Raw genomic sequence first — 16,999 nt, 5'->3', positions numbered from 1 at the left:
GAGCATAGGCTCAAGCAAATGTTCATTAATCCATATCACAAAAAAATTAAGAAGGTGGTGAAGAAATTGAACCGAGCGATGATTACAGCTAGTGTAACGATGAATCAAATTCAAAGTCAGATAGATAGTATTTCTCACAATATGGCTAATAGTCAAACGGTTGGATATAAACGAAGAGAATCGGCTTTTCACGATTTACTTTCCCAGCAGCTTCATAGCCAATCGAATCCACAAATGGAAGTCGGCAGATTAACGCCGCTTGGCCTTCAAGTTGGGAGCGGAGCAAAAATAGCGCAAACCGTCCTACAGTTTGAACAAGGCTCTTTGCAAACCACAGGTCGCGAATTAGATTTTGCCTTAACGACGGCGAACCACTTTTTCCGAATTGAGTCCTCAGACGGTGCGGGGACAGAAGAAAGGTTAACAAGGGCAGGTAATTTCTATATTACTGCTAATAGTGAAAATCCAGAGCAATTAACACTTGTGACGGCAAACGGTGATTATCTACTCGATAATAATGGAGAAAGAATGATAATCCCTGAGGACTTCACATCTTTCCAACTACAAGATGGACAGCTTTTTGTAACGATGCAAGATGGAAGCTTAGAAAATATCGGGACATTGGGTATTAGACAAGTACATAATCCACAAGCACTTGTGCCAGCTGGCGAAAATCAATTTGCACTTGCTGATTTGGAAGCATTAGGTTATGCTGAAGCAGATATAGTTGAAGATGTTGGCGTAGCAGAAATCGCCGTTTTACAAAAAACGTTAGAAAGCTCGAATGTAGATATGGCTAAAGAGATGAGTGACTTATTAGTGGCTCAAAGACACTATCAGTTCAACTCAAGAGCAATCTCAATGGCCGATCAAATGTCTGGTCTAGTTAATGGTATTCGAGGTTAATGATTGTGGAATCTGATTAGTTCAAGGAGAAACCAATGAGTGAAAAAGACAACAAATCGGTAGAAACGAATAACGCTTCAAGCGACCAATTAAATAACGCAGCAAAGCATCCAACCGAAGCCAAAGAGCAGGAGTCTTCCAGTGAAAAAGCCGAGCACGCTGATTCAGTTACTGACTCTTCTCAAGAGCTTCCCACTCAAGGACCTTTATCACTTCAGGATAATCCTGGTGAAAAAATGAACCTAATGTCAGAAGATGCGGCAAAAGATGAATCCAATCAGTCATTACAAGCTGAACAAACAAACGAACCTAAACCGGATAACCAACAAACAGATAACGAAGAAACCGAGGTTGCAAATGAAGTACCTTCGGATGGAACCGAATCTGATGCTAAAAAAGACGAAGAGCATCCACGTTTGTTTGTTTCAAAGCCAAAAGCTAACGATGCCAAAGAGACGAATCAACCGGAAGCCCAAGCGAATTCTGAAACGAGTAAACAAGCTGAGCATCCAGAAGCAACGACTGACCATCATGAGGAAGCAGCAGACTCCCAAACAAGTAACGAGTTTGATCAGGCTGAGTCGACGTCGATGCAGAGTGAGGAAGCGGAAGACGGGCAACATGCGGCAGCAGCTGCTATTGTTTCTAACAAGGAAAAGCAAACAAGGTCACCCAAACGACGAGAAAAGTTAAAACAGGATGAAGGAGAAGCAGAAGAGGAACAGGAGAAAGAGAAGGAGAGCCGTTCTGGAGGACCAAAAGAACGAAAGGGTCGAATTCGTCTCATTCCCCTATGGCTTCGAATCCCTATTGTTGTTGCACTATTTGGTGGTAGCCTCATTCTCGGTTTAATGGTCGGCTACGGAATCATCGGAGGACGAGAACCCGCCGACGCCATCAGACCAGAAATTTGGTACCACATCCTAGATATAATCAGAGGAAACGAATAAAAGGAAATTCAAAAACCACACACCTATTGCGAGGTGTGTGGTTTTTAAATATGAAAGTTAACTAAGTAAGGCTCATTTCATAAGGCATTCCATAAAAGGCCCATGTCGGAGTCAAAGACAGCTCCGCCACAAACAAAGATGAAAGTCATCTATCGCGATCTTAACGATTTATAAGGTTTGTGAAGATACGGACGCCAACCTTAGGAGTATCATTCACAAAGAGAGGGTTAATGTGCAGATACGGATGCCAAACCTTGGATTATCTGCACAAAAAGGCGGTTAATGTGAAGATACGGAAGCCAAACCTTGGAGTATCTGCACAAAAAGGCGGTTAATGTGAAGATAAGGAAGCCAAACCTTGGAGTATCTGCACAAAGAGAGGGTTAATGTGAAGATAAGGAGTCCAAACCTTGGAGTAACTGCACAAAGAGAGGGTTAATGTGAAGATACGGAAGCCAAATCTTGGAGTAACTGCACAAAGAGAGGGTTAATGTGAAGATAAGGAGTCCAAACCTTGGAGTATCTACACAAAGAAGGGGTTAATGTGAAGATACGGAAGCCAAATCTTGGAGTAACTGCACAAAAAGGCGGTTAATGTGCAGATACGGAAGCCAAACCTTGGAGTATCTGCACAAAGAGAGGGTTAATGTGAAGATAAGGAGTCCAAATCTTGGAGTATCTGCACAAAAAGGCGGTTAATGTGAAGATACGGAAGCCAAACCTTGAAGTATCTACACAAAGAGAGGGTTAATGTGAAGATACGGAAGCCAAACCTTGAAGTATCTACACAAAGAAGGGGTTAATGTGAAGATACTGAAGCCAAACCTTGAAGTATCTACACAAAGAGAGGGTTAATGTGAAGATACGGAAGCCAAATCTTGGAGTATCTGCACAAAGAGAGGGTTAATGTGAAGATACTGAAGCCAAATCTTGGAGTATCTGAACAAAGAGAGGGTTAATGTGAAGATACGGAAGCCAAATCTTGGAGTATCTGCACAAAGAAGGGGTTAATGTGAAGATACGGAAGCCAAACCTTGGAGTATCTGCACAAAGAGAGGGTTAATGTGAAGATACTGAAGCCAAACCTTGAAGTATCTACACAAAGAAGGGGTTAATGTGAAGATAAGGAGTCCAACCCTCGGAGTATCTGAACAAAGAGAGGGTTAATGTGAAGATAAGGAGTCCAAATCTTGGAGTATCTGCACAAAGAGGAGGTTAATGTGAAGAGACGGAAGCCAACCCTTGGAGTATCTACACAAAAAGGGGGTTAATGTGAAAATACGGAGGCCAAACCTTGGAGTATCTGCACAAAAAGGGGGTTAATGTGAAGATAAGGAGTCCAACCCTTGGAGTATCTGCACGAAAAAGGCTGATCGAGACAGGTACTCAAAGGAATAAGGTGAGTAACTACACAAAAAGGTCTAATCATGTCAGTTACTCAAGGGGCATGATGTTACAATGAGCTCTTGAGCTTAATGATTAGTCGTAACCTGTCATACTGGTAGTGAACTTGACGAGTTTCCGTGCATCACCCTATGAACTTTCGTAAAAAACCGACATGGCGAAGCCAAAACCGCTCCGAAACCGACAAAAATGAAAGTAGTGTTTGACTCTTTAACTGTTGGCACTTCGATCATTTCGCCTTTGTTTTTAGTTCTTATTCATTTTAATTTTTGTTGTAAGTATGATTTTGACCTTGAGAATGAGCAGTACCCAGCGAACGAAAACATGCGGAGACTCTCTCGAGAAAAGCTCCCGCGGGAAGTAGTGGCAGAGCTGAGATCCAGCGGCGTAGCCGATTAGCTCAGCGCCACCCCGCAGGAGACGTGGTAATTTTCGGTAGCGATGAGTAGAACTCCGCATACCAGCATGAACTAACTTTCATATAAAAAAACCTCATCTTTTATCACCTGATACTATTACCTGATTTTATGTTATAATAAATCAAACTAGTTTTGAAAGGATGTATAGAATGATTGGAATTGATGAAATTAAAGAGATTATTCCGCATCGTTATCCTTTTTTGTTATTGGATAAGGTGATTGAATGTGAAGTTGGTCATAGTGCAGTCGGTATTAAAAATGTAACGGCTAACGAAGAGTTTTTTAATGGACATTTTCCAGAATATCCAGTTATGCCAGGTGTTTTAATTGTGGAAGCATTAGCCCAAACATGTGCAGTCGCGATGCTCCAAAAAGAAGAAAACCGTGGCAAACTTGGGTTATTTGCTAAGATTGATAACTGTCGTTTTAAGACGCCTGTACGACCTGGAGACCAACTTCGTTTAGAAGTTGAAATTACACGGATGAAGGGACCAGTTGCAAAAGCGAAAGGTGTGGCCACTGTTGATGGCCAAGTAGCGGCTGAAGCAGAAATGACATTTGCCTTAAAATAAAGCAACTTAAGAACGAAAGCTTGTTGAATATGGACAAGCTTTTTTTTAATCGCAAATAGCTGGTACTCGAACTTTCACCCTAAAACAAAAATCCCCCTAAACCCACATAAAGCGACTTTTAAACCTCTCAATTATAAAACCTCTCCCACTTTTTTATGGGAGAATTTGTGACAAAGTCTGGATGTAGTATGACATTGCAAAAGAAACCTGCAACCTATAGACGCCAAAAATAATCCTTGTTAAGATACAATCAGACTAACAGATAAGCGATACAAATAAGGTTAGTCATACTAAAAATCTGAGCTTTATTTACTATTGGAGGTAATTTCAAATGAAAAAATATTTATTAACATCAGCAGCAGCAGTCGTGTCTTTAGGTCTCCTTACAGCTTGTGGCGGAGACGGAACAGAGGATCCAGCAACAGAGCCAGGAACGGACCCATCTGTTGAAGATCCAGCAACGGATGATGGCGGATTAGAAGATGACGGATTAGGTGAAGATGGACTTGAAGACGATGGTTTAGGAGAAGACGGTCTTGAAGATGATGGCTTCGGTGAAGATGGTGACATGGGCGGCGTTGAAGATGAGAACGACGGCTTTGGTGAAGAAGATGACATGGGTGGCCTAGAAGGTGACGATGAAGGCGAAGATGTAGAATAATATAGATCAATATAAAAAGATGTTCATCGGTCATTTCGACCTTTGAGCATCTTTTTTTTGCATAATAAGTGACGAAAATAGCGAAATGTGTTTGAAGCAGGGGTGTCTCGTTACGTTTGTCGATGAGATGTTCAGTATTTCTAGAAACTCTATTATTTTTCGGGAAATAATAGCTAGAATTGACAGCAAATGATCAGTGACAAACAAATAAAAAGTAAAACTCCTTTAATCTGTCAATAGAATTGATGAAACATGTAGGTGTCATCTAAAGATATGACAGGATATCTGTTTAAAACTATTCCTTTTGGTAAACGTAGCATTAGTCGTTCGACAATCTTGGACCTCGAAGTTTCTTTAAGCAAGCTTTTCTCCAGCTGCTGACTGTATGTTTGGAAACTTGATAGAGGTGAGCAATTTCGCTGAGCTTCCGATCGTTGATGAAGGTTTCTATCAACCATATTTTTTCGCGCTTAGATAAATGCTTGTACCTTTCCTCGATTTCATCTAATAGGGGATGGTTTTCCTCTTGAATGAAAAAGCCAAGCAAACCTTCCGTCTTTGAATCCCATTCTATCATTTCGTGACGGTCTTCATAAATTCGTTCCTTCCTTAAGTGGTCAATGAGTCCACAACGAACTAAATGTTGGGCGTAGCCTGGGAAAGCTCCTTTTGTTGCATCAAATTGTTGGTAGGCCTTCCATAAAAGAATTTGGGCCACTTGATAATAATCCTCGTGTTCTTTATAAATATGAAGTTTCTTAAGTTGATTTTTAAGCATTGGTTCATAGCTTACTAGCACCTTTTCAAATGTATCACCTTTCTCCAATTAAAACCCCATAACTTGAAAACTAGCTTTCAATTTTTTACCGGTAGCTTCACTTTAATGTAAATATCATGATCGATCACAAGGGGATTTTGTAAAAACCCCAAACAAAAAGTGATTGATTTTGGCGTTATCCGTAGGGGATTTGATGAGTTTACAGATGACTAAGTCCCTGATTTAGCCACTATCAATGAAATTCGTAAACTGCTACAAAACTTCCTGAATCACGATCGAAAAAACGACAAGTATATGCGTACTTGTCGTCACTGAACAATAATGAATCCTAAGAATTCGTAACCTATAAATGGAAAAACTTACTCAGTTTCACTTGCTTGCTCACCGGTAAAGGTGATGTTGATAACCATAATTTCAGAGCGGGTGCCAAAGCGAACGGCTGGTCCCCAAAAGCCAAAGCCAGATGTAACAAAGGAATGGAAATCATCGATTTGTAAATGACCGTAATCATTATCAAACAATAAACCGGTGATGATGTTTGCTGGAAAAACTTGGCCGCGATGTGTGTGGCCAGAAACTAACAGGTCGACACCATGTTCGGCTGCTTCTTGGATCTCCACCGGTTGATGATCGAGCATAATGATAGGCATATCTTCAGGGATGTCGGCGATTAACTCAGCAATCGAAGCTCTGTCAAAGTTAGTTAAATCCTCACGCCCAACAATAGCAATGTCATTTTTAGATATAATGACTTCATCCATAAGAAGGGGTATGTTGATTTGCTCAAGCTCAGCCCGTAAACGCATTAAATCTCCACCGTAATAATCATGATTTCCTGGCACGGCATAGACCCCGTACTGTGCACGCAGCTGTAGCATTACATCAGAAATTCCTTGGTCAATATAGGGCTGGATATTATCATCAATGATATCCCCAGGTATTAAAATCATATCTGGCTCAACTTTTTTGGATAAATGAACGAGCCGCTGCATGTGATTTTCGCCAATGATATCGTTAATGTGAAGATCTGCTGCTAATAAAACCGTCAACTCCTGGTCTTCTTCTGTAATCGATTTGTCGATGGTAATTTCGTACTCTCGAATGACAGGGGACCAAGCGTTATAAGAGCCGTAAATCATGACAAATAACAAAAAGGCAGACACGACATAACCTAATGGTACTTTCCATCTTTTTTTACTAGCAAAATAAATAAGGTTAACGAGTGGTAAGAGAATGAGACTGTATCCAACGATAATCAGCCAATAACCACCGATTAACTCTAAAAGTATTGAAGGAATAAAATAAGAGGCTATGTAAGCGGACGAGAATAAAACAATAATCAGGATATAGGTTTTTTTATACGTGAACGAAAAAGCGGCTTGAAGCCAACGCCAACCATTAAAACCCGCATAAAAACAAAGAGAACTATATATTAAAATGAATAATAGGAAATAAAGTATAGCCATAAAACAAATCCTTTCATTAAATATCATCTACCCAAAATAGCATACATGTGATGGATATAAAATGTAAACTGAAAGCCCTTCATTCTCAAAGAAATTTTCATGACATGAGATTGGAGAGGGGCATAAAAAACACCCATTTTTTCCAAGATGGGTGTTTGGTACATAAATTGAAGCTATTCGTTATCCACCGTAGCTGTTTCTGATGTCGAACGAGTTTGATGTTCATCCACCGTATTTGTCTGGTTACTAGAAGCTGAATGGTTTTCTTCCTGTTGTGGCTCTTCCGCTAAACTAGGCTGCTCTTCATTAATTTCGGCCTGCAGTTCATTTTGTTTTTGAAGTGACTTTGCCGTTTTGTTATTTGAAGATGTTTTATCTAAAGAATTGGTCTCTTCCTTTTCTTGTTCAGCGTGCTTTTCTACTTGCTCTTTTGGTTGTTCATTATCTTCTTGTTGGTTGTCCCGGTCACTCGAGTTATTGCTTTGACTAGAAGAAGGTGTACTTGAGCTTACACTATCACTTGCTTCGCTTTCCTCACGCGGAGTACCTTCCTCATTGCCTTGTGTATCTGAGTCATCAATAACAATCGCACTGTCATCACCATATAAAACAAGCAACTCGTCTTGAAGAAGTGGTGATTGTACCCACTCCTGAATGAGTGAATCAACTGTAAAGAGTGGAATGGTGTAGCTGATACTATCTCGATTTTTATCCATGGCTGAATTAATACCTACAATTTGCCCGCTCTCAAGTGAGATAAGTGGTCCACCACTGCTACCAGGTTGGGTTCTTGCAGAAGATTCATAAATATTCATATAGTAAAAACTATCAATGGAAAAATTAATACCGATTTCTGTTATTTGACCACTTGTCATTCGGAAACCCTCTCCTTGAGGTGTCCCTAATGTAATGACCTCATCACCAATGCCTAATTGATTGGCGCGATCGAGCGGTGCGGAGCTTTTCCCAATAAAATCATTAACTAGTAAAACAGCTACATCTGTTTCATTTGAATAACCAATTACTTCAGCCACATGGACTGTACCTTCCTGAGTTTCGACGTCTACATGAAGGTCTCCTTTAACAACGTGGGCATTGGTAATCACAATCCCTTGGTCGTTATATAGAAAACCTGAACCTTGGTGGGTCGTCGAGTATATGGTGAAGACTTGGTTTCTAATTTCACTAAGTAGGTACTGACGACGCTCTTCTTTTTCTTTTTCTAGCTTTTCCTGCTCATTTTCTCCATTCTCCTCGGCGTCCTTTTCGCTGTCGGAGCTATCTGAATCGGCTTTTTCGTCTTCAGTGGAAGTGTCATTTTCTACTTCTACCTCTTGTTTTTCGTTATCTAAAGAGTCCTCTTCGTTATTTATTTCTTCATTATTTGTATTATCTTCTGATTCATCTGTATCAACATCGATAACGATAGTTTGATCGTTATGTTCAACCGGTTCCTCTTTTTCCTCTTCATCTGGTACTACGGTTTTTTCTTCATTTTCCTTTAAAAAATCAGGCGTGCTCGTATCTTTTGGTTGGGTCTGGATACTTGCAGTTACATGCTCGTTCATGACTTTTGGTGTCTGGTTAGCATTTGTGTAATAAGATCCAAAACCAATAACGACTGCGAGTAGTAAAGCGGCAAAAAAGGAAATGAAGATTAGGCTACGTTTATTTATTTTCGAAAAAAGAGAAGGGTTGGCATTATCGAATTCATTTGGTCGATTGCTCATCAAATACCCTCCTTCTATCTTTGTTTAGAGATCGGTTCAACGAAAGGATAGAGTCCGTTATGTATCCGAATCTATCAATAGTATACCCACATTATAACAAGTGCTATCAGTATTGGGACAATTAAAATAAAAATATAGAAAAAAGTAGCTAGTTTTTAAGAGTACGATGTGTCTTTTTGGGGTAAATAAGTCTGAATGGCTCTATATATAAGACGGGTTCACCGAACAAATAGTTTCATATTTACGGTAAATGTCATATATAATGAGCCCATTATTAATTCGTTTCTGAACACAATCTTCTGTTGGAATCAGTAATCTATTCCTTATTTTTCAATTGATTAAACATTTAGAGGGGAAAATGGGGATTAGAACATGGATTATTTATAGAGGAAGAAAGGAACGTTTAAAGCAAAACGAGGACCCTTTGTTTTAGTGAGGTGCCACAAGTTTGGTTTGATCGGAATTATTATGTTGGGGTTGTTTTCAGGAATAGGAGGGTAGAGTGAAGATATGGTGAACATAGTTTGATGAGGGCTCTGCGAGAGGGGGAAAAGTTACATAAGGAAGTTTATGACACTTTAGCGTAGATAAAAGTAATCGAACAAAGGGAGGGAAGCGGCCATTTCGAGTAGAAAAGAAAGGTAGTAGTGGCCGTATAGAGAGGGAAGCAGCCACTTCCAGTAAAAATAAACACCTGAAGTGGACCAAAAAGCACCCAAATGGACCAAAGTTAGAACCTCAAAATAGTCCATTATCTAGGCACAATACTACAGCATAGCCACACACCAACCAGCCCTAGCAACGATCCCAGAGCACTCAGTGGCAGCTGTACATTCATGTAAGTCGGAAATATATCACATAAGCACGACTTCAAGTTACCAAAAAGCATTTTTAGGTCCATTATTATTCATTTAGTCAATAGGCGTTCATTTAAATAAGGAAAGAAGGTCAAAGCAGCGATGATTGCTTGGTTAATTCGAAAACGCAAAGTTACGATCATGTTCTTTTTAATGTTTACAATAGTCGGGGTATTGAGCTTTTTGCAGTTGCCGCAGCGAGAAATACCGGAGACAAATTTGGCGATTGCCCAAGTTAGTACAGTGTACCCAGGGGCTTCTGCTTCACAGGTAGAGCAACAAATTACGAATGAGCTTGAGACAAATTTGAATCAAATCGATGAAATTGAGACGCTCACCTCGGTTTCAAGTCCAGGCTTTTCATTTTTGACGATTCAACTTCAGGATGGGCTACAGGATCAGGATCAAGTTTGGAATGAGGTGCGTCAACGAATTACCAATGCACAAGAGGCTTTCCCAGAGGATGCTTTTGCTCCTCAATTCAATAATGATTTGAGTGTGCAGGGGCTTGCTACTTACCAACTGACCTTTGAATCGGCTGAACAAATGGAGGCGGTTCAACAGGTCTTACATGATTATCAAAATCGTTTAAGTGAGCTTCCGAATATCGTCTCGTTTGAATCACAAGGTCTACGAGAAAAAGAAATACGTATCGAAGTAGATGCAGAAGCTATGCAAGATGCTCAAATATCGACCGATCAATTATTAGGTGTGCTCTTTGGAGAAGTCAGTACGACGCCTCCTGGAGAGTGGCAGCAAGGATCTGGGTCCTTTTATATAGAGCTCGAAACCTATGAAGAGATTAGTGATTTAGAAAATGTCCCTTTAGGAGCAAGTCCAGATGGAGAAATCCTTCGTGTCGGTGATGTGGCTACGATTGTGAATGATTTTGAGCCAGCAGAAGAAAAAGTTCGTTTTGCTGGTGAAGAGGCATTAGCACTTACTTTTTATCTGAAAGAAGGAGCGAGTGTAACGAGCACACAAAATCAGCTGACGCCTTTTGTTGAGGAATTAGCCGCCGATTTACCAGAAGGCGTTCAAATTGAATTGTTGTATACACAAGCTGACCTCGTACAAGAGCTATTTCGAGACTTAGCTATATCCTTTGCGATTGCAGTAGGCGCCGTTTTACTCGTTTGTTCGTTAGGCTTAAATCCATCGACTTCATTAAGTGTTGCCTTGGCGATTCCAATTTCGTTAAGTATCGGCTCTATTCTGTTACCTTTTGCTGGTGTCGACCTTAACCAAATTTCCTTGATCGCTTTTATCATCGCTCTTACGATTTTAGTTGATGACGGCATTGTGATTAATGAAAATATCGACCGAAGAAGACGACTTGGAGATGGGCCGTTTGAAGCCGCCGTAAATGGAACAAAAGAAGTATCGATTTCAGTTATTACATCGACATTAACGGTCGCTTTTACATTCCTGCCATTACTACTTTTACCAGGTGCGGCCGGAGAGTTTGCGAAACCATTACCGATTGTATTAATTTCAACCGTTGTGGCATCGACCTTATTTGCCTTAATGCTTGTTCCAATCTATAGAATGATGCGTGAATCACGTTTAGAAAAGAAGCAAAAACAAGCATCAAAGCGTTCGGCAGGTTTACTCGGTCCAGCTTTTGATAGAGTGGCCGATTTTTATAGTGAAAAATTAATGCGCCGTGTAACCAAAAAACCAGTACTCGTCGTAATTGTCGGATTTGCCTTTGGAACAGCCGCTTATGTATTAATACCATGGATACCATTAGAATTTTTCCCTGACACGGATCGAAATGAAGTATTTGTCGAAATGTCCTTACCAGAAGGATCGACACTTGAAGCGACTGAGGAACAGGCGTTAGAACTAGAGCAATGGTTTAATGAACAAAGCCATGTTCAGTCGGTGACGACCTATCTAGGGACAGAAATTCCTGCTTTATTTGGAGCTGGTGGTGGAGGCGTAGCAAGCAGTAACCAAGCGAACTTTTTTGTCTTTATAGACCGAACGGAGAAAACAACACGAGAAACGATGAATGAATGGAATGAACGATTACCAGAAGAGTTTGAAGGTCTTCAATTTAATGCGACGATAATTGAATCTGGGCCACCAGTAGGAGCACCAATTGCTATAGAAATCAGTGGTGATTCAATCGACCGCTTAATGGAGCTGTCTGAGGAAGTCCAGCAAATTTTAGAAAGTACAGAGGGGGTTTTATCGGTTGAAGACGATGTTGGTGAGGCACAGCCCGCTTATCGTTTTGTACCAGACCGCACGGCCTTAGAAGAGAATGCAGTGACAAGTGAGGACCTGGCGGAAGCCCTAAGACTTGTCGGTGAAGGTATACCTGTTGGTCAGCTTCAGCAGGGCAACGATCTACTCGACATGCGACTCGTTTTTAGCGGTGCCTGGCAAGAGCCAGCCGATGTGCTTAGTACGATTTCGGTTACCGGCCAAACAGGTCAGGCAACACTTTTAGAAGATTTAGTTACAGTGGAGGAAACAACAATCGAGCCAAAAATCCCGCACAAAAATAGTATGCGGACGATTACAGTGAGAGCTTACCCCGGCGATCGCTCAGCCGATGATATATTAGCGGATGCTTCAGATGCCATTGATGAAACAGTTGCAGATGAAGAACGATATGCCATTTCAATTGGTGGAGAGACTTCACAACGAACAGATGTCTTTATTGATATTGGCAAAATCTTTATCGTGGTCATCTTCTTAATCTTGATTGTTCTTGTCATTCAGTTCTATTCTTTAACGATACCGTTAATTATCTTCAGCTCTGTGTACTTAGCGATTGCTGGAGCCCTACTAGGTCTATTTATTACCCAGACAGGTCTAGGTTTCATGTCGATGATGGGTGCTGTCAGTTTAGCAGGGGTCGTCGTAAGAAACGGAATTGTCTTAATCGAATTTATCGAGCAACGCCGAGCAGAGGGGATGGACGTTCAGGAAGCGGTCATACAAGCAGCCAATCAACGCTTCCGCCCGATTATACTAACGACATTAACATCCATAGCAGGCTTAATGCCAATCGCCCTTGGCAACAACACATTATTTAAGCCACTTGGAATTACAATCGTATCAGGAATTACCTTTTCTGCCGTACTAACCTTATTTATCGTGCCAGCCCTTTATCTCATGCAAAACCGGTGGAAGAAGGGGAAGGAGCAGAAACAACCGGTGCACTAATCAAATATAATAAGTAAATAATGAAAAAGAGCCAATTAAGTATGGAATCCACATACGGTTGGCTCTTTTGTCTTGTAAATCAATATTTAGCCTTAAACGCTTTAACGGAAGGGTGACTAAAGAGAAAGGCTTTCTGTATCATGATTTTAAAAAGTTACGAATAGTAGTAAAAGTGAATCGAAGGTTATGGTTAATTAACATTACATAAGTCCTTAATTAAACGTTTAATTAAAGATTATAACGGGTAAGAATCATCGTTGTGAGATTTTTTATCTAGTTTTATTATAGTAGGTCTTATTTTTTACTAGATAAATAGTCTATAGGACTAGGTCGTTTGATCCAAGTTTATTACAGTTTCATTACAATTATAGCTACTTGGTGATAAATGAAGTAAAATATCTATAAATAAGTAGGTTATAAGTCATATTAACCAGTTCTATTTTTAAAGTAATAATAGTCATACTCTTATATATAGCTTAAAAGTCCTTATTATCGCAACAAAAAAAAGAACATAGGGAGGTATAATAATGGGGAAAAAGGCTAGGAAGTCAACGGTTAAGCAAGTAGTAATGACATCCACCGTGGCAACTGGATTAGCACTTGCATCACCAACGGTTGTCGATGCTGCTCTTGGTGATCAAATGCTTCATTCAGGAATGTCACATCCGGATGTGGTAGATTTACAGGATTTGTTATCGGAGAAGGGTTTTTTTACATATGAGCGTTCAACAGGTTTCTTTGGAACGGTAACGCTTGATGCAGTCAAAGACTTTCAAAGAGCGAATAACCTAACAGCAGATGGTATTGTTGGTCCGAAGACTTTTGCTGCACTTGGACAAGCTGCTGCAAAAAAGCCGGCGGATGTAGCTCCACCGAAAAAAGAAGAAACAAAACCAAAAGCACCTGCCCAAACGAGCCAACCATCAAATGCAGGATCGATTCCATCAGGTATATATCGAATTGGAAGTACAGGTTCGGCCGTAACAGAGCTACAATCACAATTACGATCTGTCGGTGTTTTCAATCAGGATCCAACTGGTTATTACGGAACGGTCACACAAGCTTCCGTTCGTCAATTCCAGCAAAGTCAAGGGATTCAGGTAGATGGTATTGTTGGTCCACAAACAATCCAAGCTTTAGCGAGCGCGGTTAAAGGTGAGAAGCCGAAAACACCAACGGCACCATCAGAGAATAATAATCAAACAAAACCAACACAGCCATCAAATCCAGTAACTTCAGGTATTTATCGTGTAGGTAGTAGTGGCGATGCAGTCCATGCTCTCCAATCCCAACTTCGTTCGGTGGGTGTTTTTAATCAAAATCCAACCGGTTATTATGGAAAAGATACGGAAGCGTCAGTTCGTAACTTCCAACGTACACACGGTTTAACGGCAGATGGAATTGCCGGTCCCAAGACACTGACCAAATTAAAAGAAGTAGCAACCAATCAAGATGGAAAACAACAAACAGGTGGTTCCGGTGGCAATTCAGGTGGTGCAGTAGAAAATTCACCAGCGGCACTTGTCACAAATATGATTGCGGAAGCTTCGATACATATCGGCACCCCTTATGTCTGGGGTGGAACGACACCATCTGGCTTTGATTGTAGCGGATTTGTTCAATATGTTTTTGCCCAACAAGGCATTTCGATTCCTCGAACAGTTGCGACACAATGGAATGCAGCCACAGCTGTCTCTCAACCAAGCGTAGGGGATATCGTATTTTTTGAAACCTATACGAATGGACCTTCGCATAACGGTATCTATATCGGTAACAATCAGTTCATTCATAGTGGTTCATCCACAGGTGTAACGATTACAAGCATGGACAACTCATATTGGAAAGCCCGTTATCTAGGAGCAAAGCGACTTCATTAATTAGCACTAAAAATTCAATATATAGAAAAACCTAATGCCCCGTGAGTCGGGGGTTAGGTTTTTTGTCGTTATGTGCAAATATTGTGGTGGGTAGGTGGAGTAGGTGTACAAAAGGGAGGGATATGTGCAGATAGTGATGTGTGAGAGAGGTAGTAAGTGCACGAATTGAGCTAAACATGTCAGTTACAGAAGGTGAAGGAGGAAGTAAGTACACGAAAAAGGCTAAACATGTCAGTTATTAAAGGTTAAGGAGGTAGTAAGTGGACGAAAAGAGCTGAACGTGTCAGTTACTGAGTGGTAGGGAGGAAGTAAGTACACGAAAAGAGCTGAACGTGTCAGTTACTGAGTGGTAGGGAGGAAGTAAGTACACGAAATGAGCTGAACGTGTCAGTTACTGAGTGGTAGGGCGGTAGTAAGTGGACGAAAAGAGCTGAACATGTCAGTTACTGAGTGGTAGGGCGGTAGTAAGTGCACGTAAAAGGCGAATCATGTCAGTTACTGTGGGGAATAGTAGTAGTAAGTGCACGAAAAGAGCCGAACATGTCAAATACTAATGAGAAGTGAGTCAGTATCTGCACAAGAAGGGTGTATTATCCAATAACAGATCCGCAACCACTAAGTAAACGAACGAAAAAGAAAAATTGACAGAAGTGCCACCAATTAAAAGCTAAAATCACTCACATTTCATAAGTACTTCTATTGACTAGTCACTTAACTCCTTCAAAATGTTCTGGACTGGATGTGAGGGGTAATTAATCTGACTCTTACCTATTAGATATAATAGGCATACACCAGAAGTGAGCACATGTCTGTTGAAAGCAACCTTCCCTGTTAAGGGGATGTATGTAATGGAGATTTAGCTGATCTAACGGGCGAGACATGCGAATGCTCCCGCAGGACGAGCAGCATGATTTTCAGTAGCGGTAATTAACGCTCAATGTTGCACTTTTATATAAAAATACGGAAAACTTACGATAAAATATGTAATAATATAAAATTCTTATAATTACATGAATTTACTCAATTTGTCATATTTACCGTCTTTTAAATCAACATATAAGTGTATTTATGACCTTTAGAATGAGAAAAATAGTCTTTTATTCACGTTTGAAAATAAAGAACTATTAAAATGATAAACGAATCTAGGATTATTAGACTGATTTTTGCGAATTTGAATATTTTGAAAGAGGTTGATAAGGTATGGAGGAATAAATTGTAAAAGGGTGATAAACATTGTCAAGAAAAGTAGATTATAAGAAAAAAATGCAACAAAGGAACAAGAAAAGAATGCGTTTTACTAGAAATGTAGCAGCATTGACGGTTGCTTCACTGACCCTCTCTACAGCTCCTGCGATCCTTAACTATACAAGTTCGATTCCTGTTATTGGTGGTTATAGTGTTGCTTATGCACAAACATCGAACTTGATGACTCCTTGGGATAGACTTACTTACATGAGTTACACTCATAATGATTATTACGAGACGACCGCTCATCATTTTTATAATACAAGCGATGCTCATTTTGATTTTGAAACCTACAGTAACTTAACATATCAAGTGAAATTTCCAAGTGAATTGGCCTATTTATTAGATGATCAATCTGTAGTAAATGGGATTATTACGAGCTTTTTCATGGCGGGTTACGTCATTGAGAACGACCAGGTAAGAACGAAAAGCCCAGGTGACCATCCGACCGATGATTTTGTATCAATTAATAGAGCTACTAATAGTGTTGTCTTTGATATTAATGGTTACTATGAGTTTTTTGATTTAACACCGATCGAAGAAGGAACACATTATGCAGCGAATTTCCGAATTGAGACGGAAGATCGTGCTTTAGATCATGGAGTTTACATATTTAAAGCAGCATTAACTGACGGTATTGTTGATGTTGATGAAGTCTCTAATCCCATCCTTAACGAATTAGAAATTGATTATAATGATAACGAGGACGAAGAGCCGGTCGATGATGACGAAGAGGACGATGACGGAAATGGTGAAGAAGAACCGCCAGAGGAAGAAAACGACCCAGAAGATGAAGAAGAAGACACCGAGGAAGAAGATGAAGAGCTAGAAGAGGATGATGATACCGAGGAAGAAGATGAAGAGCTAGAAGAGGATGATGATACCGAGGAAGAAGATGAAGAGCTAGAAGAAGAAGATGACAGCGAGGAAGATGAAGAAGAACTAGAAGAA

The 16,999-nt window shown here is 40.3% G+C and carries 10 protein-coding genes; 7 read left to right on the top strand and 3 right to left on the bottom strand.

Going from position 1 to position 16,999, the window contains the following annotated elements:
* Positions 1 to 66 precede the first annotated feature (66 nt).
* The 4 genes from PQ479_RS16690 to PQ479_RS16675 all read left to right on the top strand — a co-directional run bounded on the left by PQ479_RS16690 (position 67) and on the right by PQ479_RS16675 (position 4,912).
* Entirely contained in the window at positions 67 to 906 is an 840-nt protein-coding gene (locus tag PQ479_RS16690; RefSeq protein ID WP_047986998.1) for a flagellar hook-basal body protein, read from the top strand.
* Between the two features lie 35 nt (positions 907 to 941).
* Positions 942 to 1,856: a DNA-directed RNA polymerase subunit beta gene (locus PQ479_RS16685; RefSeq protein WP_083991136.1), complete on the top strand. Its 915-nt coding sequence runs from the start codon at positions 942 to 944 to the stop codon at positions 1,854 to 1,856.
* A gap of 1,972 nt (positions 1,857 to 3,828) precedes the next feature.
* Complete coding sequence (fabZ, locus tag PQ479_RS16680; RefSeq protein WP_047986999.1) at positions 3,829 to 4,251, top strand: 3-hydroxyacyl-ACP dehydratase FabZ; 423 nt, start codon at positions 3,829 to 3,831, stop codon at positions 4,249 to 4,251.
* Between the two features lie 331 nt (positions 4,252 to 4,582).
* Positions 4,583 to 4,912, top strand: coding sequence for a hypothetical protein (locus PQ479_RS16675; protein WP_047987000.1), 330 nt, complete (start codon positions 4,583 to 4,585; stop codon positions 4,910 to 4,912).
* 319 nt (positions 4,913 to 5,231) lie between these two features.
* On the opposite strand, the gene PQ479_RS16670 is transcribed toward PQ479_RS16675, so the two are convergent.
* From PQ479_RS16670 to PQ479_RS16660, 3 genes are all read right to left on the bottom strand, one after another.
* Entirely contained in the window at positions 5,232 to 5,738 is a 507-nt protein-coding gene (locus PQ479_RS16670; RefSeq protein WP_053070273.1) for a sigma-70 family RNA polymerase sigma factor, read from the bottom strand.
* Positions 5,739 to 6,049: 311 nt separating this feature from the next.
* Positions 6,050 to 7,156, bottom strand: a complete 1,107-nt coding sequence (locus PQ479_RS16665; protein ID WP_047987001.1) for a metallophosphoesterase — start codon at positions 7,154 to 7,156, stop codon at positions 6,050 to 6,052.
* A 173-nt stretch (positions 7,157 to 7,329) separates the two neighbouring features.
* Positions 7,330 to 8,886: a S1C family serine protease gene (locus tag PQ479_RS16660; RefSeq protein ID WP_053070274.1), complete on the bottom strand. Its 1,557-nt coding sequence runs from the start codon at positions 8,884 to 8,886 to the stop codon at positions 7,330 to 7,332.
* 959 nt (positions 8,887 to 9,845) lie between these two features.
* On the opposite strand from PQ479_RS16660, the gene PQ479_RS16655 reads away from it, so the two are divergent.
* From PQ479_RS16655 to PQ479_RS16645, 3 genes are all read left to right on the top strand, one after another.
* A complete protein-coding gene (locus tag PQ479_RS16655; RefSeq protein WP_047987002.1) occupies positions 9,846 to 12,926 on the top strand; it encodes an efflux RND transporter permease subunit in 3,081 nt (1,026 codons plus the stop codon).
* A gap of 527 nt (positions 12,927 to 13,453) precedes the next feature.
* Complete coding sequence (locus tag PQ479_RS16650) at positions 13,454 to 14,803, top strand: C40 family peptidase (RefSeq protein ID WP_047987003.1); 1,350 nt, start codon at positions 13,454 to 13,456, stop codon at positions 14,801 to 14,803.
* 1,233 nt (positions 14,804 to 16,036) lie between these two features.
* Positions 16,037 to 16,999 (top strand): hypothetical protein (locus tag PQ479_RS16645; RefSeq protein ID WP_273717102.1); only part of this gene is annotated, 963 nt, incomplete at its 3' end.

The sequence above is a fragment of the Alkalihalobacillus pseudalcaliphilus genome (genome assembly GCF_028610675.1).
GTDB lineage: Bacteria > Bacillota > Bacilli > Bacillales > Bacillaceae_D > Alkalihalobacillus > Alkalihalobacillus pseudalcaliphilus.
The sequence above is the reverse complement of the archived record's forward strand: the minus strand, read 5'-3'. Positions and strand labels throughout refer to the sequence as shown.